18 protein-coding genes are annotated in these 17,360 nt (G+C 60.0%); 6 read left to right on the forward strand and 12 right to left on the reverse strand.

The window, feature by feature from the left end:
* Positions 1 to 4 precede the first annotated feature (4 nt).
* On the reverse strand, positions 5 to 1,444 hold the full coding sequence (cls, locus tag ACMYUN_RS14990) for a cardiolipin synthase (protein ID WP_415761022.1): 1,440 nt from the start codon (positions 1,442 to 1,444) through the stop codon (positions 5 to 7).
* Between the two features lie 131 nt (positions 1,445 to 1,575).
* On the opposite strand from cls, the gene ACMYUN_RS14995 reads away from it, so the two are divergent.
* Positions 1,576 to 2,094, forward strand: coding sequence for a DUF3617 domain-containing protein (locus ACMYUN_RS14995; protein ID WP_415761023.1), 519 nt, complete (start codon positions 1,576 to 1,578; stop codon positions 2,092 to 2,094).
* 82 nt (positions 2,095 to 2,176) lie between these two features.
* Here the strand turns inward: ACMYUN_RS14995 and ACMYUN_RS15000 are convergent, their stop codons facing one another.
* The 5 genes from ACMYUN_RS15000 to ACMYUN_RS15020 all read right to left on the reverse strand — a co-directional run bounded on the left by ACMYUN_RS15000 (position 2,177) and on the right by ACMYUN_RS15020 (position 5,955).
* A complete protein-coding gene (locus tag ACMYUN_RS15000; RefSeq protein ID WP_415761024.1) occupies positions 2,177 to 3,052 on the reverse strand; it encodes a metal ABC transporter substrate-binding protein in 876 nt (291 codons plus the stop codon).
* 11 nt (positions 3,053 to 3,063) lie between these two features.
* Positions 3,064 to 3,933 (reverse strand): metal ABC transporter permease, encoded by an 870-nt coding sequence (locus ACMYUN_RS15005; protein ID WP_415761025.1) that lies wholly within the window; start codon positions 3,931 to 3,933, stop codon positions 3,064 to 3,066.
* The gene (locus ACMYUN_RS15010) at positions 3,933 to 4,601 is read right to left on the reverse strand and encodes a metal ABC transporter ATP-binding protein (protein ID WP_415761026.1); all 669 of its coding nucleotides are present in this window, start codon (positions 4,599 to 4,601) and stop codon (positions 3,933 to 3,935) included. Before ACMYUN_RS15010 ends, ACMYUN_RS15005 begins: the two co-directional genes overlap by 1 nt.
* Entirely contained in the window at positions 4,598 to 5,494 is an 897-nt protein-coding gene (gene folE2 / locus ACMYUN_RS15015) for a GTP cyclohydrolase FolE2 (RefSeq protein WP_415761027.1), read from the reverse strand. Before folE2 ends, ACMYUN_RS15010 begins: the two co-directional genes overlap by 4 nt.
* Before the next feature lie 83 nt (positions 5,495 to 5,577).
* The gene (locus ACMYUN_RS15020; RefSeq protein ID WP_415761028.1) at positions 5,578 to 5,955 is read right to left on the reverse strand and encodes a glutamine synthetase; all 378 of its coding nucleotides are present in this window, start codon (positions 5,953 to 5,955) and stop codon (positions 5,578 to 5,580) included.
* A 203-nt stretch (positions 5,956 to 6,158) separates the two neighbouring features.
* Here ACMYUN_RS15020 and zigA point away from each other — a divergent pair, with 203 nt between their 5' ends.
* Complete coding sequence (zigA, locus tag ACMYUN_RS15025; protein WP_415761029.1) at positions 6,159 to 7,364, forward strand: zinc metallochaperone GTPase ZigA; 1,206 nt, start codon at positions 6,159 to 6,161, stop codon at positions 7,362 to 7,364.
* Positions 7,364 to 8,014, forward strand: a complete 651-nt coding sequence (locus ACMYUN_RS15030) for a DUF1826 domain-containing protein (protein ID WP_039757254.1) — start codon at positions 7,364 to 7,366, stop codon at positions 8,012 to 8,014. The genes zigA and ACMYUN_RS15030 overlap by 1 nt, the downstream gene beginning before the upstream one ends.
* 3 nt (positions 8,015 to 8,017) lie before the next feature.
* Here the strand turns inward: ACMYUN_RS15030 and ACMYUN_RS15035 are convergent, their stop codons facing one another.
* Entirely contained in the window at positions 8,018 to 8,374 is a 357-nt protein-coding gene (locus ACMYUN_RS15035) for a hypothetical protein (protein ID WP_039757255.1), read from the reverse strand.
* A gap of 40 nt (positions 8,375 to 8,414) precedes the next feature.
* Here ACMYUN_RS15035 and ACMYUN_RS15040 point away from each other — a divergent pair, with 40 nt between their 5' ends.
* A complete protein-coding gene (locus ACMYUN_RS15040; RefSeq protein WP_415761030.1) occupies positions 8,415 to 9,380 on the forward strand; it encodes a CobW family GTP-binding protein in 966 nt (321 codons plus the stop codon).
* A gap of 6 nt (positions 9,381 to 9,386) precedes the next feature.
* Here the strand turns inward: ACMYUN_RS15040 and ACMYUN_RS15045 are convergent, their stop codons facing one another.
* A complete protein-coding gene (locus ACMYUN_RS15045) occupies positions 9,387 to 9,800 on the reverse strand; it encodes a DUF3301 domain-containing protein (protein ID WP_076564658.1) in 414 nt (137 codons plus the stop codon).
* Positions 9,801 to 9,917: 117 nt separating this feature from the next.
* Here ACMYUN_RS15045 and pdxY point away from each other — a divergent pair, with 117 nt between their 5' ends.
* A complete protein-coding gene (gene pdxY / locus ACMYUN_RS15050) occupies positions 9,918 to 10,790 on the forward strand; it encodes a pyridoxal kinase PdxY (RefSeq protein WP_415761031.1) in 873 nt (290 codons plus the stop codon).
* 115 nt (positions 10,791 to 10,905) lie between these two features.
* Here the strand turns inward: pdxY and ACMYUN_RS15055 are convergent, their stop codons facing one another.
* The gene (locus ACMYUN_RS15055) at positions 10,906 to 11,388 is read right to left on the reverse strand and encodes an acyl-CoA thioesterase (protein ID WP_016772447.1); all 483 of its coding nucleotides are present in this window, start codon (positions 11,386 to 11,388) and stop codon (positions 10,906 to 10,908) included.
* A gap of 278 nt (positions 11,389 to 11,666) precedes the next feature.
* Here ACMYUN_RS15055 and ACMYUN_RS15060 point away from each other — a divergent pair, with 278 nt between their 5' ends.
* On the forward strand, positions 11,667 to 13,430 hold the full coding sequence (locus ACMYUN_RS15060) for a cation:proton antiporter (protein ID WP_039757259.1): 1,764 nt from the start codon (positions 11,667 to 11,669) through the stop codon (positions 13,428 to 13,430).
* 21 nt (positions 13,431 to 13,451) lie between these two features.
* Here ACMYUN_RS15060 and ACMYUN_RS15065 read toward each other — a convergent pair whose 3' ends face one another.
* The 3 genes from ACMYUN_RS15065 to uvrD all read right to left on the reverse strand — a co-directional run bounded on the left by ACMYUN_RS15065 (position 13,452) and on the right by uvrD (position 17,357).
* Positions 13,452 to 13,859: an SMI1/KNR4 family protein gene (locus ACMYUN_RS15065; RefSeq protein ID WP_024164487.1), complete on the reverse strand. Its 408-nt coding sequence runs from the start codon at positions 13,857 to 13,859 to the stop codon at positions 13,452 to 13,454.
* A gap of 136 nt (positions 13,860 to 13,995) precedes the next feature.
* The gene (locus tag ACMYUN_RS15070; RefSeq protein WP_039757261.1) at positions 13,996 to 14,871 is read right to left on the reverse strand and encodes a Tim44 domain-containing protein; all 876 of its coding nucleotides are present in this window, start codon (positions 14,869 to 14,871) and stop codon (positions 13,996 to 13,998) included.
* A 302-nt stretch (positions 14,872 to 15,173) separates the two neighbouring features.
* Positions 15,174 to 17,357: a DNA helicase II gene (gene uvrD / locus ACMYUN_RS15075; protein ID WP_415761032.1), complete on the reverse strand. Its 2,184-nt coding sequence runs from the start codon at positions 17,355 to 17,357 to the stop codon at positions 15,174 to 15,176.
* Positions 17,358 to 17,360 lie beyond the last annotated feature (3 nt).

Here is a 17,360-nt window from a genome sequence, read left to right on the forward strand (position 1 = left end):
GCGTTCAGAGTATCGGCGAAATCAGCCGGGCGATGCGCATGCCGACCTGTTGCAGGCGGTGGATCTCCCGGCTTTCTTCTTTGGCCACTTCATCGGCTTGGGCGAAGTCCTCGTTGAGCATGTGTTCCACGGAGGCGGCGAACACGCTGTCAACGGTCAGCAACATCACTTCGAAATTCAGGCGGAACGAGCGATTGTCCAGATTGGCGCTGCCGATGGCGCTGATCTCGCTGTCGATCAATACCACTTTCTGGTGCAGAAAACCCGGTCGATAGCGGAACACCCGAACGCCGGCACGCACCGCCTCAAAGGCATACAGGCTGGACGCGGCATAGACGATGCGGTGATCAGGCCGCGACGGCAACAGCAGTCGAACATCGACCCCGCGTAACACCGCCAGCCTCAGCGCGGCGAATACGGCTTCGTCCGGGACGAAGTAAGGGCTGGTGATCCATACGCGTTGAGTTGCCGCATGAATGGCTTCGACGAAAAACAGCGAGCAGGTTTCGTAGGCATCGGCCGGGCCGCTGGCGAGCAATTGGCAAAGCACGCCATCCTCCGGATACGCATCCGGGAGGATCAACGGTGGCAATGTTCGAGCAGCCCAGAACCAGTCTTCGGCAAACGATTCCTGCATGCAGGCCACCACCGGCCCGCGTACCTTGACGTGGGTGTCACGCCACGGCGCCAATGGCGGCTTCTCACCCATGTATTCATCGCCGACGTTATGCCCGCCGACGAACCCGACTACGCCATCGACCACGACGATTTTGCGGTGGTTGCGGAAGTTGACCTGAAAGCGGTTGAGCCAGCCGCTGCGTGTGGCGAAGGCTTTGACCTCGACGCCGGCATCACGCAGCGCTTGCACGTAATGATGGGGCAGGGCGTGGCTGCCAATGCGGTCGTAGAGCAAATGAATGGACACGCCTTCGGCGGCCTTCTTCAACAACAAGTCACGCAAGCGCTGGCCGAGCCGATCGTCGTGGATGATGAAAAACTGGATCAGCACGGCTTCCTTCGCTTGTGCGATCGCCTGGAAAATCGCATCGAAGGTCGCGGTGCCGTTCACCAGCAGTTGCACTTCGTTGTTCGCCAGGCACGGCATGCGCCCCAGTTTAGGCATCGCGCGCAGTGAGGCGTAGGCACTCGAAGCGCGAGCGGCGAGGGCTTCTTCCACCCACGGGCGCCAGTTCAATTCGGAGATGGCCAGGCGCATCTGCTCGTTGGCCTGGCGCCGGGCCTTGATGTAGCCATCGAAGGTGCTGCGACCAAAGACCAGATACGGAATAAGCGTGAGGTAAGGAATGAAGATCAGCGACAATGCCCAGGCGATCGAGCCTTGCGCGGTGCGCACGGTGAGCACCGCATGGATCGCCGCGATCGACCCGAGTGTGTGCAACAGGGCGATCAGGTAACCGAAAATGTGCGGTCCGAAAAAATCCATGGGGCAGCCTTGCTCCGCGAAATGCAATGCTTAACAGACCATGTTCCGCGGCGAATGTCTCTATTTAATCGGTGCATGAACCGACGCAACCGGCCGGCGTCTAACGGCCACAACTGATCAGGAGTTTCTCGATGAACGTTCGTCTGCTGGGTTTGGCGCTGGGCATGAGTTTGGCTTTGCCGGTGGTTGCACAGGCACAGATGCTGCAGCCAGGATTGTGGGAGATGACTTCGAGCAATCTGAAGGTCGATGATCAGGCCATGGACGTGCAATCGATTCTTGGCCAGATCCAAGGCCAGATCACTCCCCAGCAACGCGCGGCGCTGGAGAAGAATGGCATCAATATCGGCGGCAAAGGCATCCGCGCCTGCCTGACTCCGCAGCAAGTGGCGACCAACGACATTCCGTTGGCCGACCCGCAATCGGGCTGCAAACAACAGATCACCGAGCGCACTGGCAACCAATGGAAATTCCGCTTCAGCTGCCCGAAAGCCCAAGGCACTGGCGTAGCGACATTCCTCAGTGACCGCGAATTCACCACCGTCGCCAAAGGCACCTTCAACGCCATTGGCATCAACCAGAAAGGCAGTCTGGAAACCCGTGCGGTGTGGCTGGGTCAGGATTGCGGTACGGTAAAACCTCGCGCATAAATCCTTCGCCGCGCTCCCCGGCTGGAACCCATTCCAACTGTGGGAGCGAGCCTGCTTGCGAAACGCCAGAACACCACACAGCTCATGGCTGGCTCAACGCCTTGTACAGCGTATTGAGGTTGTATTCGAACAGCCCGGTGAAGGTGCTCGCCGGTCCACTCTCCGCCAGTGCATCCGAGTACAGCGTGCCGCCGATGTGCGCACCGCTTTCATCTGCGATCTGCTTGAGCAGGCGCGCGTCCTTGATGTTTTCCATGAATACCGCTTTGACCTTGGCCTGGCGAATCTGCGTGATCAGCGCAGCCACTTCGGCGGCGGACGGCTCGCGTTCGGTGGACAGACCCTGTGGCGCGATAAAGTCGATGCCATAGGCCTGACCTAGATAGCCGAACGCGTCGTGGCTGGTAACAATCCTGCGACTGCCCGGCGGCAGCGCGCCAAGTTTGCTCTTGGCTTCGGCGAGCAGAGTGTAGATCTGTTTGAGATAGGTCTGGCTGTTGCGCTCGTAGTCAGCCTTGTTGGCCGGGTCAGCGGCAATCAGCGCTTTGGTGATGTTGGCGACATACAACTCGGCGTTCGCCAGATTGTGCCAGGCGTGTGGATCCGGAACGGTTTCGCCGTCTTCATCGAGCGAACGTGGAATCACCCCGTGACTGGCACTGATCACCGTCGCCCTGCTGTCGGTGCTGCTCACCAGGCGATCCAGCCAAGGCTCGAAACCGAGGCCATTCTTGATGATCACTTTGGCTTTGAGCAACGCCTTGGCGTCATCCGGGGTCGGCTCGTAGGTGTGCGCATCGGCATCCGCGCCGACCATGTTGGTGATCTGAACGTGCTCGCCGCCGACCTGATGAACCATGTCGGCGAGGATGCTGAAGCTGGTGACCACCGGCAGTTTTTCGGCGGCCGACAAGGACATCGACAGCATCAGGCTGAACAGCACGAGTAGAGCGCGCATCGGGAAACACCTCATTGGGATGTGAGCAAAGGCGGGCGGCGCAGCAAACCGTGAACCGGTCCGCACACCACCGACAGCAGATAGCCGACCCCCGCGACCAGCACGATGGCCGGGCCGCTGGGCAGCGAGTAGTAGAACGACAGCAGCAAACCCAGCCACACCGACACGCAGCCCATGACGGCGGCGACGGCAATCAGTATCGGCAGACGACGACTCCAGAATCTCGACGCGGCAGCCGGAAGCATCATCAGCCCGACTACCATCAGTGCGCCGATGGCCTGAAAGCCGATCACCAGATTCAGCACGACCAGAGTCAGGAACACGCCATGAGCCAGCGGCCCGAGACGACTGACCGTGCGCAAGAACAGCGGGTCGAGTGTGTCCAACAGCAGGGGTTTGTAGATCGCGGCCATGGCCATGAGGCTGATCGCCGAGACCCAAAGCATGCCGGTCAGCGTCGGTCCATCCACGGCTAGCGCCGAGCCGAACAACAGATGCAAAAGATCGAGGCGTTTGCCGGCGAGGCCGAGAATCAGCACGCCGCTGGCCAGTGAGATCGGATAGATCGCGGCGAGGCTGGCGTCCTCGCGCAAACCCGTACGCCGGGTGATCCAGGCCGCCAGTCCGGCCATGCTCAGACCGGCTCCCAGGCCACCGAGGGTGAGGGCGGGAAGGCTCAGACCGGCAAACCAGAATCCCAGCGCTGCACCGGGGAGAATGCCGTGGGCGACAGCGTCACCGATCAGACTCATCCGTCTGAGAATCAGAAACACGCCCAAGGGTGCCGTGCTGCACGCCAGCACCAAGCCGCCAAGCAAGGCCCTGCGCATGAACACGAAGTCGCCGAAGGGTTGCCAGAAATGGCTGAGGGTGGCGAGCATCAGGCCACCTGCATGCGCGCTGTCGGCTGGATCAGTTCCCGACTGGTTCCGTACACGCAGTGGCCGTTTTTGATCAGCAGGGTATTCGGAATGTGTTGGCGGACAGCCGCGAGATCATGGCAGATCACGACCAGTGTCCGGCCCTCGGCGTGCCAGTGGTGGATGTGTTGCCAGAGCAGTTGCTGGCCAAGTTCGTCGAGCGCGGCGTGCGGTTCATCGAGCAACAGCACCGGGGCGTCAGCGAGGCTCAGGCGTGCGAGCAAGGCGCGTTGTAACTCACCGCCTGACAGAGCCATCAACGGGCGCTGTTCGAGCCCACTCAAGTGCCAGTCTTCCAATGCGTTTTTCAGTCGCTGTGTGCGCAGTTGTGTCGAGAGCCGACGGCCCCAGAAACCTGCGGCGATGAGCTCTTCGAGGCTGATTGGAAATTGGCGATCAAGGTGCTGCTGTTGCGGCAGAAAGGAAATTCCGCTTTGTCGTGGAACAGCCATGTCTACTTTGCCAGCCAAAGGTTTTTGCAAACCGGCGATGACTTTCAGCAGGCTGCTTTTGCCGCAGCCGTTGGCGCCGATGATGGCGGTCAGGCTGGCGCTTTCGAACTCAAGACTGAGAGGCGTCGTCAGCGGTTGGCCAGGCGTGCCCCAGACCAGCGATTGGCAGCGGATCATGGCTGCTCCCGTTGCCAACTGCTCTCTGCAACAGCGTCGTGGGCATGCAGGCTTTCGGCGTGGATCACGCGAATGTGGAATTGGTTGATGCCGGGCGTGCGTTGCAGTGCCAGGTTGAGACGGCGCGCGGCGTCTTCGCAGAACATCAGGTTCTGCCCATTAGCGAGTGCGAAGGCTTGCTCGTCGGGGCGTTTTACTGCGGTCTGCACGGCGGTGCCGAGGGCTGCTTCAGCGTCATTGATGATCGCGGTCAGCGGTAGCTCATCGATGAAGTTGTCGAGTTGCAGGTGCAGTTGTGCGTAGCTGCGTTGGCTGTGCGGTGTCGCTACGATCCCTTTGGTTGAGCCGAGCCATGCCAGGACATCTTCATGTTGCAGAGTCTTGTTAGCGAAATCGTCAATGAATTGCTGTTGGATCAGCTGTCTTGCCAAGGCTGCGGAGCATGGGCAAGTCGAGGAATAGGGCAGTTCAATTTTTAGTTCCACGTGGAACATTTGCTGTTTCAGGCTCGCTGAAATGAACGCCGGATAGGATTTCCAGCCGGCTAAGGGGCTGACCAACGCGGGTCGTTTCAGCAGCAAGTCAGTGTGAACATTCAGATATGCGCACTCGGATAAGCCTCGGTGGCTTGCCAAAAAACACTCGAGTACTTGACGCAATAAAGCGGGAGAAAGGCTCCGCTGTTCGAGCGCTTCGAGTGCCAAATACAAGCGCGACATGTGAATCCCGCGCGCTTCACTATCATCCAGACTGACGCCAGCGTCGACTCTGGCGCTGAGGCGCTGGCCTTCAAGCAAAACGGGCAGAGCGATCTCACGCATTCCCACCCAATCGAGAGGCATTGCCTGGCGTGCAGATTGTGCGGCGATATCCGGGAGAGTAAGAGCATTCATGGTTGAGACCGTCGTATTGACCTCTTTTAACGTTACATTATAACAATCCGTTGGGCGATGCTTTTTTCATGAAAAGGTTTTCACTAGCAGCCCGTCATTCGGCTACAAGTGAACCTTGCGCTGCTACCGCCTGAACTGGAAAAGCGGTTGATGGTCGTCCAGCCGACACGACGGGTATAGCCAACCCAAGCCTCGCCATCGGAGGCGATTCCGGTAAAAAAGGTTAATTGGCCGAAACGGCTGTTGGTCTGCGCCCAATAGCGATGGCCGTCCTTCTCGTATCCGCGCAGGTAAAGCGTGGTGCCCACCGTATTGACGCTATAGGCATTGCCGTCGGCGTCCACGCACGCCAGCAGAATAGCGCTGCGTGTGCAGTGCGCGAGCGCCGGCATCTGCGCTTGGGCTTGGCCGGCCAGCGATATAGCAAAGCTCAAAAGCAGGTATTTCAACCCGTTGTTCATTGGGAATTCCCACGGTCGGTGGTGCGGCAATTTGCGAAATCCTGGGTCGGACTGGCAAGATTTAGTTGTTATACTATAACATAATCAGCTACCAGCCTGAGTTGCCGATCAATCGATTGCCTTCATTGCCCCGCATACATGAAGCGCGATACGCCAAGAGCGATCTAAAGCGCAGATCGGCTGCCCTTAACAAGGATTATCCAATGTCAGCCAAATTGCCCGTCACCGTACTTTCAGGATTTCTCGGTGCTGGAAAAAGTACACTTTTAAATTACGTACTACGTAACCGAGACGGCTTGCGCGTTGCGGTGATCGTCAACGATATGAGCGAAATCAACATCGATGGCAGTGAAGTCCAGCGCGATGTCCGCCTGAACCGCGCTGAGGAAAAGCTCATCGAAATGAGCAATGGCTGTATCTGCTGTACGTTACGTGAAGACCTTCTTGAAGAAGTCAGCAAACTCGCTCGCGAGGATCGTTTCGATTACCTGCTGATCGAATCCACCGGCATTTCCGAATCGCTTCCGGTCGCTGAAACCTTCACCTTCCTTGATGAACAGGGGCAAAGCCTCGCTGACATCGCGCGCCTGGATACCATGGTCACGGTCGTCGACGGGGTGAATTTCCTGCTGGATTACCAGGCGGCCGAGAGCCTTGCCTCTCGCGACGAAATGCTCGGTGAAGAAGACGAGCGATCCATCACCGATCTGCTGATCGAGCAGATCGAATTCGCCGACGTCTTGCTGATCAGCAAAATCGACCTGATCAGCCAGCACGAGCGTGAAGAACTCACCGCCATCCTCAAGCGCCTGAATACCCAGGCTGAAATCATCCCAATGACGATGGGCGAAATCTCCTTGGAGAAAATCCTCAACACCGGTCGTTTCGATTTCGAACAGGCCGCACAAGCGCCCGGATGGCTACAGGAATTGCGCGGTGAGCACGTCCCGGAAACACAGGAATACGGCATCGCCTCCACGGCGTACCGCGCCCGCCGGCCATTTCACCCACAACGCTTTTTCAGCTTCATCGATCGGCCTTGGCTGAACGGCAAGCTGCTGCGCTCCAAAGGCTTCTTCTGGCTCGCCAGCAAACCCACCGATGCCGGTAGCTGGTCGCAGGCCGGCGGGCTGATGCGGCATGGATTCGCCGGTCGCTGGTGGCGTTTCGTGCCAAAGAATCAATGGCCCGAGGATCAGGAAAGCGTCCAGACGATCATGGAAAATTGGACCCAAAGCGTAGGAGACTGCCGGCAGGAGCTGGTTTTCATCGGTCAAAACATAGATTTCCTACAACTGTCCGCCGAACTCGATGCCTGCCTTTTGACCGACGAAGAAATGGCAACGGGTGTAGAAGGCTGGCGCTTGCTGCCTGATCCATTCGGTCCTTGGCACGAAGAGGCCGCCTGATGCTCGCACTCAAAGATCAGCCGCTGCTTACCCGTCATCAGCACCAGGGCGTGACCCCGCAAACGTTGACGCGAATCCTGGAAGACCAGACCAATCTCGCCGTCTGGCAACGTCAGCTGCCCGTGCACATTGCCGATTTTGCGCAATTGGTGCTGTCACTCAACGAGCCCTTGGCCGAGTCGCTGTGTCTGGAATTGCCCGACGAAGATGCCGAACCGGATCTCGCCGGTCTGGCTGCAGGGCTGCGTGATCTGCAAGGTTTCGAAGGTTTCATGAGCGATCTTAAATGGCTGATCAGTGCCTTCGCCTGCCTGCTCGGTGCGCGGCGTATCGGCGTGCGTTTGCGTGTGCTGGACAAGGCCATGTGTCCGCGTTTCCACGTCGATCACGTGCCGGTGCGCTTGATCACTACTTACGCTGGCATTGGCAGCCAATGGCTTGAGGAGGGCGCGATGGATCGCCTGCAACTTGGCCAGGCCAATGCCGAACCGCAAGGTGCAGCGTCGATTCGCCAGCTCAACAGCGGCGACGTCGCGTTGCTCAAAGGCGAAAAATGGCACGGCAATGAAGGCTTCGGCCTGATCCATCGTTCGCCGCAACCGGCGCCCGGTGAGCGCCGTCTGCTGCTGACCCTCGACTGGCTCGGCTGAAATTCAGGGCTTGCGCCAGGCGCCCTGGCTCTGGCCTTCGCAATACGGCTTGAGATACGCCGCATCAGTGGCCACGCCGTAATAGTGGATATCCTGGCGATAGGGCATATTGGCGACTTGCGCGTTGCTGCACACGCCGAAAGCGCCGCTGGGGCACTGGTCGACGTATCGCACCTCGACCTTCTGCCCGGCCAGCGTCGGTTGGCAGAAGCCATCATTGAACAATTTCTGCGGAATCGTCCGGTTCTGCTGACAGACTTTGACGTCGAGCCGTTCGCCCTGTGTGTGCACCACGCAGGCCTGAGCCCACGCTTCACTCGACAGCAGCGCCAACAGCAACGACCATCCCGACCAGCGCATCTTCGATCTCCTCAATAACTGTCCGCAGAAAGTACCCGCCATGTTGCAGAACATTCCGACCCACGTCATCGCCGGCCCGTTGGGCGCCGGCAAGACCAGCCTGATTCGCCAGTTGCTGGCGCAACGGCCTGCGGATGAACGCTGGGCGGTGCTGATCAACGAGTTCGGCCAGATCGGTCTGGATGCAGCATTGCTGACGAATGACGCCGATGGTATCGCACTGGGCGAGGTGGCCGGGGGCTGCCTGTGTTGCGTCAATGGCGCGCCATTCCAGATCGGCCTCGGCCGCCTGCTGCGCAAGGCCAGGCCAGATCGACTGTTTATCGAGCCATCCGGGCTGGGCCATCCGGCGCAGTTGCTCAAGCAATTGAACGAGGCGCCGTGGCTGGGCGTGCTGGCGGTTCAGCCCTGTGTGCTGGTTCTGGACGCTCAGGCATTGCACGCGGGTAGAGCCTTGCCGGACGCCCAGCAGCAAGCGTTGGCCAGCGCGGGTTTGCTGTTGTTGAACAAGGCGGAAGATCTCGATGAAGCGGTTCGAGAGAAAATCGCCAGCCAGTTGCCGCCCGTCAGGCTGATCTGGACGCAGCAAGCCCAGCTATCTCTGAGCGAGCTGCCGGGGCTGAAAGCAAAAGCAAACGAAGGCGCAGGTAACCTGCCGCTGCCCACTGGATTGGCACAGCTGCCAGCGGTCTGGGGCGATCCGGCCGAACCGATTTGCCTGAGTCAGGCGCAGGAGGGTGGGTGGAGCATCGGTTGGCGCTGGCATCCGCGGCAGGTATTTGATCAAGCACGCATCGCCTATTGGCTGAGCGCGCTGGACTGGAAGCGGGCGAAACTGGTTATCCACAGCACGGATGGCTGGGTTTCGGGCAATGCGCTGGAGCATGCCGAGCTGAGTTGGCAAGCCAGCGAATGGCGTAAAGACTCAAGAATCGAGCTGATCTTTGCCGAGCCGCAGAACATCGAACAGCTGAAGATCGATTTGGCTGCATGCCGGATTCAGTGAGTCAGCTCAAGGCTTCCACTTGGTATGTTCCTGGCGCCACTGGCTCAGCTCGATGACTTCCGCGCGAGGCTTGTGCACTTCGACCACCGGCGGTGTGTCGTCGAACGGCGCCGGGTAGGGCGCCAGTTCAATCTGCGCACTGTGCGCGCCGAACTGGGTGACGGTGCCGTTATGGCGGCTTTCGCCGGTCACGGTGAACTCGAAGTTGTAGACCCGCGCCAGTCGTCGGCGACCGTTGGCATCCTTGATCAAACCGATTTTTTTCAGCGCGACGTTACCGTCCAGCAGCTCGACGCCGACATTGGTGCAATGCTGCTTGACCCGCTCCAGCGCGCGCTCGCGCAGGCCGTGGTTGTGCCATAGCCAGGCACCGGCAGCGGCGAACAGCATCAGCACGAAGATGTTTTCCAGGGTCAGCATCTACATCGAACTCCAAATGATGGCGTCAGCTTAACTGTCTCGCCGGTCTGTCGTACAGGCTGTGTTTCGTCGCATACTGCGCGGCTTGAATTTCAATCGTTTTACGGAATGACCCGAATGAAACGTACGCCTCATCTGCTCGCCATCCAGTCCCACGTGGTGTTTGGCCACGCCGGCAACAGCGCTGCGGTTTTTCCGATGCAGCGCGTCGGGGTCAACGTCTGGCCGCTCAATACCGTGCAGTTCTCCAACCACACCCAGTATGGTCAGTGGGCCGGTGAAGTGCTGGCGCCACAGCAGATTCCCGAGCTGATCGAAGGCATCGCCGCGATTGGCGAGCTGGGCAACTGCGACGCGGTGCTCTCCGGCTACCTCGGCAGCGCCGCGCAGGGTCGGGCAATTCTCAGCGGCGTGGCGCGGATCAAAGCGGTCAATCCAAAGATGCTGTACCTGTGTGATCCGGTGATGGGCCATCCGGAGAAGGGCTGCAGTGTGCCGACGGAAGTCAGCGACTTTCTGCTCGATGAGGCTGCTGCTGTGGCGGACATCATGTGTCCGAACCAGTTGGAGCTGGACAGCTTTTCCGGGCGCAAGCCGCAGTCGTTGTTCGATTGCCTGGCGATGGCTCGGACGCTGCTGGCGCGGGGGCCGAAAGCGGTGCTGGTCAAGCATCTGGATTACCCGGGCAAGCCGGCGGATGGTTTTGAAATGCTGCTGGTGACCGCCGAGGGCAGCTGGCATCTGCGCCGTCCGTTGCTGGCGTTTCCGCGTCAGCCAGTGGGCGTCGGCGATCTGACCTCTGGTCTGTTCCTGGCACGGGTGCTGCTGGGCGACAGCCTGCTGGCAGCGTTCGAATTCACCGCAGCGGCGGTGCATGAGGTCTTGCTGGAAACCCAGGCGTGCGCCAGTTATGAGCTGCAACTGGTGCGGGCGCAGGATCGCATTGCGCATCCGCGGGTGAAATTCGAGGCTACAGCGATCAGTCTCTGAGACCGGGTCGTCTTTATTCGCGAGCAGGCTCGCTCCCACAGGAAGAATGCATTCCAAATGTGGGAGCGAGCCTGCTCGCGAAAGCCATTTGTCAGGCAACATCAATCAAGGCTGATCAGGCGTCGCCCTTGATCTCCTGATAACGCTTCTCCAGCTCCTGGCGAATCTGCCGGCGCTGCTGCGCCTGCATGAAGCGGCGTTTGTCTTCGCTGTTCTGCGGTTGCAGCGGCGGCACGGCGGCCGGCTTGCGCTGATCATCCACCGCGACCATGGTGAAGAAGCAGCTGTTGGTGTGGCGCACCGAGCGTTCGCGAATGTTTTCGGTGACGACTTTGATACCGACTTCCATCGACGTGTTGCCGGTGTAGTTGACCGAGGCCAGGAACGTCACCAGTTCGCCGACATGAATCGGCTCGCGGAAAATCACCTGATCCACCGAAAGCGTTACCACGTAGCGCCCGGCATAACGGCTGGCGCAAGCGTAGGCCACTTCGTCGAGGTATTTGAGCAGGGTGCCGCCGTGGACATTGCCAGAGAAGTTGGCCATGTCGGGGGTCATCAGTACCGTCATCGACAGCTGGGCGTTTCCGGGTTCCATAACGTTCTCACGGATCAAGGCTGATAGCAGGAAGCGCCTCTGCGGGCACCTGGTGGCTTTTCAATAAGCACCGTTATCGGGACGCCGCGCGGCGGGCCGCCGTCACGCCGGTAGCGATCTGTTTCCATATATTGCACCGGCTTCCAGAGCGAAGTCGCGGTGTTAACCTGCAAAAGCCCTGCCCAAGGGCAATTCCTACATCAAAAGCGGATTTTACCCTGCACGCGCAGAACGCACTGACGTCTGTCCGCGCGCCTCGTCATCAAGGAGCCCACGCCATGCATGCCATCAGTTTTATTCAGGACCTGGCAGTGATCATGCTGGTCGCAGGCGTGGTGACCGTGCTGTTCCACCGTTTCAAGCAGCCTGTGGTACTCGGCTACATCGTTGCCGGCTTTATCATCGGCCCGCACACACCGCCGTTCGGCCTGATCCACGACGAAGAAACCATCAAGACCCTGGCCGAACTCGGGGTGATTTTCCTGATGTTCTGCCTCGGCCTGGAGTTCAGCCTGCGCAAGTTGTTCAAGGTCGGGGCGACGGCGTTCATTGCCGCGTTCCTCGAGATCATCCTGATGATCTGGATCGGCTACGAGATCGGCCGCTGGTTCGACTGGAGCACTATGGATTCGTTGTTCCTCGGAGCGATTCTGGCGATTTCCTCAACCACCATCATCGTCAAAGCGCTGAATGACCTGAAGATGAAAAACGAGCGCTTTGCGCAGTTGATCTTCGGTGTGCTGATTGTCGAGGACATCCTTGGCATCGGCATCATCGCGCTGCTGTCGAGCATCGCCGTCAGTGGCACCGTGAGTTCAGGGGAGGTGTTTTCCACGGTCGGCAAGCTGTCGCTGTTCATGATCGTCGCGCTGGTCATCGGCATTCTGCTGGTGCCGCGTTTGCTGGCTTATGTGGCGAAGTTCGAAAGCAACGAGATGCTGCTGATCACCGTGCTCGGCCTGTGTTTCGGCTTCTGCCTGCTGGTGGTCAAGCTCGAATACAGCATGGTGCTCGGCGCTTTCCTGATCGGCGCGATCATGGCCGAGTCTCGGCAACTGTTGAAAATCGAACGACTGGTCGAGCCGGTTCGCGACTTGTTCAGTGCGATCTTTTTTGTCGCGATCGGGCTGATGCTCGACCCGCTGATTCTCATCGAATACGCCTGGCCGATTGCGGTCATTACGGTGGCCGTGGTGCTCGGCAAGATGTTGTCCTGCGGCCTCGGTGCGTTTATCGCTGGCAACGACGGACGAACCTCGCTACGGGTCGGCATGGGGCTGTCACAGATTGGCGAATTTTCCTTCATCATCGCCGCGCTGGGCATGACCTTGCAGGTGACCAGCAACTTCCTCTACCCGGTCGCTGTAGCCGTTTCGGTGATCACCACACTGCTGACGCCGTATCTGATCCGCGCGGCGGACCCGCTGTCGATCAAACTCTCGGCGGCCGTGCCCAAGCGGCTCGGGCGGGTGCTCGGCATGTATGGTGAATGGTTGCGCAGTATTCAGCCGCAAGGGGAGGGCGCGCTGCTGGCGTCGATGATCCGGCGGATCCTGTTGCAGGTCGGGGTCAATCTGGCACTGGTGATTGCGATCTTCTTTGCCGGCGCATACTTCGCCGAGCGCATGTCGTTGTGGCTGCAGGACTGGATCAGCGATCCGAGCTGGCAGAAGGCACTGATCTGGGGCGGGGCGTTGCTGGTCTCGCTACCGTTCCTGATTGCGGCTTATCGCAAGCTCAAGGCGCTGTCGATGCTGCTGGCGGAGATGGGCGTCAAGCCGGAGATGGCCGGGCGTCACACGCAGCGAGTGCGCCGGGTGATCGCCGAAGTGATCCCGATTCTCTCGCTGCTGGTGATTTTCCTGCTGTTGGCAGCCTTGTCGGCCAGTATCCTGCCGACCAACAAGCTGCTGGTGCTGATCGCCGTCGTGGCGGCCGCCGTAGCGGCGCTGCTGTGGCGCTGGTTCATCCGCGTGCATACGCGCATGCAGGTGGCGCTGCTGGAAACCCTCGACAACCACAAGGAGTCGTCGGGGCATTGACCCTCAGGGGCGTCTGGCGGCTCAGCTTTCCAGCCAGACGTCCCGCGCCCAGTGCCACACCGATTCCCATGATTCTTCGGTGATCAGCTCTTCTTCGCCGGACCACAGCACCACGGTGCCGTCTTCTTCAACGCAGTAGTAATTGTCGCCGTCCTGGCAGATCGGAATCAGGTCGCGCGGCACGCCGGCGTCCCAGGCATTAGCGGCAACGTCCGGCAGGTAAGTGTGCGATTGCGGGTCGGTGACGGTTACCGGCTCGAGGCTGCCATAGACCACGTCGCTGACGGTCAGCAAAAACTCTTTGAAGACGAACGGAATGTTGATGAAGAGTTCTTCTTCGATCTCCACCAATTGGTCTTCGTCAGGCAATTCCAATGGAACCGGCACGGGTTCGTTGGCTTCGCGCAGTTGTTCGATGATTTCTTCCACGTCCGGGATCCTCTTGCTTGAATGGCGCGGTTTATATGGGCCGGTTTATACAGTAGCTCGCTATAGATGCAACCGTGAAATGAAAAACCCCGGCCGAGGCCGGGGTTCTGTTACCGCAAGTGAAGCGCAGCAGGGATCAGCCGTTCTGGCGGATACCGGCGACCAGCCAAGGCTGGTTGTCGCCCTGCGGACGTTCCATGTTCCAGCTTTCGCTGAACACTTCGCCCTGGTCGAAACGCGAGGTTTTCGACACGCCGGTGAAGGTCAGGGTGGCGATGGTCTTGTCGGCACGATCGTCGACGCCGTCCAGTTGCACCTGCAGGTTGTCGATGTAGGTCGACTGGAAGCCGTCGCCCAGATCCGCACGCTCACGCTTGAGGAACTCAAGCATTTGCGGGGTCACGAACTCGGCGATCTTGTCCATTTCGTTGGCGTCCCAGTGCTGCTGCAGCGACTGGAAGTGGCTGCGCGCAGCTTCAAGGAAGCGCTGTTCGTTGAACCAGGCCGGTGCATTGATCACTGGACGGGCGGCAACCGGAGCAGCCGAACCACCGAAGATCGAACCCATGGCGGCAGGCTTCTGCTCGAACACTTCACGCTGCATCGGCGCGCCGGCCGGAGCGAATTGCTCCTGCTGCTTGCGACGACGGGCGGCGATGAAGCGGAAGATCACGAACGCGATCAGGGCCATGATCAGGATGTCGAAGATCTGCATGCCCTGGAAGCCGTCGCCCATGAACATCGATGCGAGCAGGCCACCGGCGGCAATACCCGCCAGTGGGCCGAGCCAGCGCGAAGCACCGCCGGCCTTGGCCGCGGCGCCAGCAGCACCGGCAGCGCCAGCGGTCGCTGCTGCGCCGCCCACGCCAGGAGAAGAAGGAGCCATCTGGCTGGTCTGGTGCGTCGGCGCAGCGCCGGCGCTTTTGCCACCACCAAAGCGCTTGGCGTTGGCGTCGAGGCTCATCGTCAGGCCGATGCACAACGCCATGGCGATGCTAAGAAAACGTTTCATAAAGGGTATTCCCGTTTTGTGGAGACACGCGCGCCATGTTGCACAGCTGAAGTGTTACTGGCTAGCGAGAGAGTGTTTCGGGCTTTTGCCTGACAGGTCGCGTTCAGCTTGGCGAGGCAATCAGTCGATGTACTTTTGTCTGTAGGAAAAGGCGATAGGTTCAGAGGGATTGATGCACTTGCGTCGCATAACCTGTGGGAGCGAGCCTGCTCGCGAAGGCGCCGTGTCAGGCAAATGAATGCTTGATGGACACAGCGCTTTCCGCGAGCAGGCTCGCGCCCACAGGGGTTCAGTGCCGGTGGTTAGATCGCTTCCAGCTTGGCATAACCGAGCATCAGCCACTTGCTGCCTTCGCTGAAGTTCACCTGCACCCGGGCCTGGGCGCCGGAACCTTCGAAATTGAGGATCACCCCTTCGCCGAAGATCGAGTGACGTACAGCCTGACCGAGCACAAGACCGGTTTCCGGGATCTCGCTGCCGCTGAACAGATTGCTGCCGCTCATCGACTGGTTGCCGCCGAACGGACGGCTGACGCTGTTGGACAGGCGCACTTCCTGAATCAGGCCTTTGGGCACTTCGCGGACGAAACGCGACACCTTGTTGTAGGTTTCGCTGCCGTACAGGCGCCGGGTTTCCGCGTAGGTCATCACCAGATTCTGCATCGCCCGGGTGATACCGACGTAAGCCAGACGCCGTTCTTCCTCGAGACGCCCCGGTTCTTCCAGGCTCATCTTGTGCGGGAACAGGCCTTCCTCCATGCCCACCAGGAACACGTAAGGGAATTCCAGGCCTTTGGCGCTGTGCAGGGTCATCAGCTGAACGCTGTCTTCGTGCTCGTCGGCCTGAGTGTCGCCGGCCTCCAGCGATGCGTGGCCGAGGAACGCCGCCAGTGGCGTCAGTTCTTCGTCTTCTTCGGTGTTCTCGAAGTTGCGTGCGGCGCTGACCAGTTCTTCAAGGTTTTCCACCCGGGCCTGGCCTTTCTCGCCTTTTTCCGCTTCGTGATAGGCGATGAGGCCGGATTGCTCGATGACGGTTTGCGTCATCAGGTGCAGCGGCATCTCGGCGCACTTGGCAGCGAGGTTCTCGATCAGTTCGATAAACGCACCGAGCGCACTCGCGGCGCGCCCGGTCAGGCCTTTGTTGGCGACCAGTTGGCGCATCGCTTCCCACATCGACACATCGCTGTGTCGCGCATGTTCGCGAATCGCTTCGACGGTTTTTTCACCGATGCCACGGGCCGGTACGTTGATCACCCGTTCCAGCGCCGCATCGTTGCCGCGACCTTCAAGCAAACGCAGATAGGCCATGGCGTTCTTGATTTCCGCGCGTTCGAAGAAGCGCTGACCGCCATAGATGCGGTACGGGATGCGCTCGCGCAGCAGGGCTTCTTCAAGCACCCGCGACTGGGCGTTGGAGCGGTACAGAATGGCGATATCGTTACGGGCCAGACCCGTTTTCAGCGCGCTTTCGATGGTTTCCACCACGTAACGGGCTTCGTCGTGTTCGTTGAACGCGGCGTACAGATTGATCGCTTCGCCGTCGCCACCGTCGGTCCACAGCTCTTTACCGAGACGCCCGGTGTTGTTGGCGATCAGCGCGTTGGCGGCTTTGAGGATGCCAGCGGTGGAGCGGTAGTTCTGCTCCAGACGAATCGTCTCGGAATCCGGGAAGTCGGAAGAGTACTGATGAATGTTTTCGATCTTCGCGCCGCGCCAGCCGTAAATCGACTGGTCGTCGTCGCCGACCACCATCAGGCTGTCGCCGCCCTTGCCGAGCAGGCGCAACCAGGCGTACTGCACGGCGTTGGTGTCCTGGAACTCGTCGACCAGAATATGCCGGAAGCGCTTTTGGTAGTGCGCCAGCAGGCCCGGGTGATCACGCCACAGGTCGAGGGCGCGCAGCAGCAGTTCGGAGAAATCGATCACGCCGGCCCGCAGGCACGCTGCCTCGTAGGCTTCGTAGATGCCGCGCATGGTGGCGAGGAACAGGTCGCCGCTGGCTTGAATGTGTTGCGGCCGCAGACCTTCGTCTTTCTGGCCGTTGATGAACCACTGCGCCTGTCGCGCCGGCCAGCGTTGCTCGTCCAGGCCCAGCTCGCGGATCACCCGTTTGACCAGACGCTGCTGGTCATCGCTGTCGAGAATCTGGAAGGTCTGGCTCAGGCCCGCTTCCTGCCAATGCGCCCGCAGCAAGCGGTGCGCGAGGCCGTGGAAGGTGCCGACCCACATGCCGGCCGGGTTGATGCCCAGCAACTGCTCGATGCGATGGCGCATCTCGGCAGCGGCCTTGTTGGTGAAGGTCACCGACAGGATAGAGTGAGGCGAGGCGTTTTCGACCTGGATCAACCAGGCGATACGGTGCACCAGCACTCGGGTTTTACCGGAACCGGCGCCGGCCAGGACCAACTGACGGCCAACGGGGGCCGCTACGGCCTGGCGTTGGGCATCGTTGAGGGAGTTCAGCAGAAGGGAGAGATCATCGCGCATCGG

The organism is Pseudomonas sp. CP4, from assembly GCF_047758505.1.
Lineage (GTDB): Bacteria > Pseudomonadota > Gammaproteobacteria > Pseudomonadales > Pseudomonadaceae > Aquipseudomonas > Aquipseudomonas fluorescens_AO.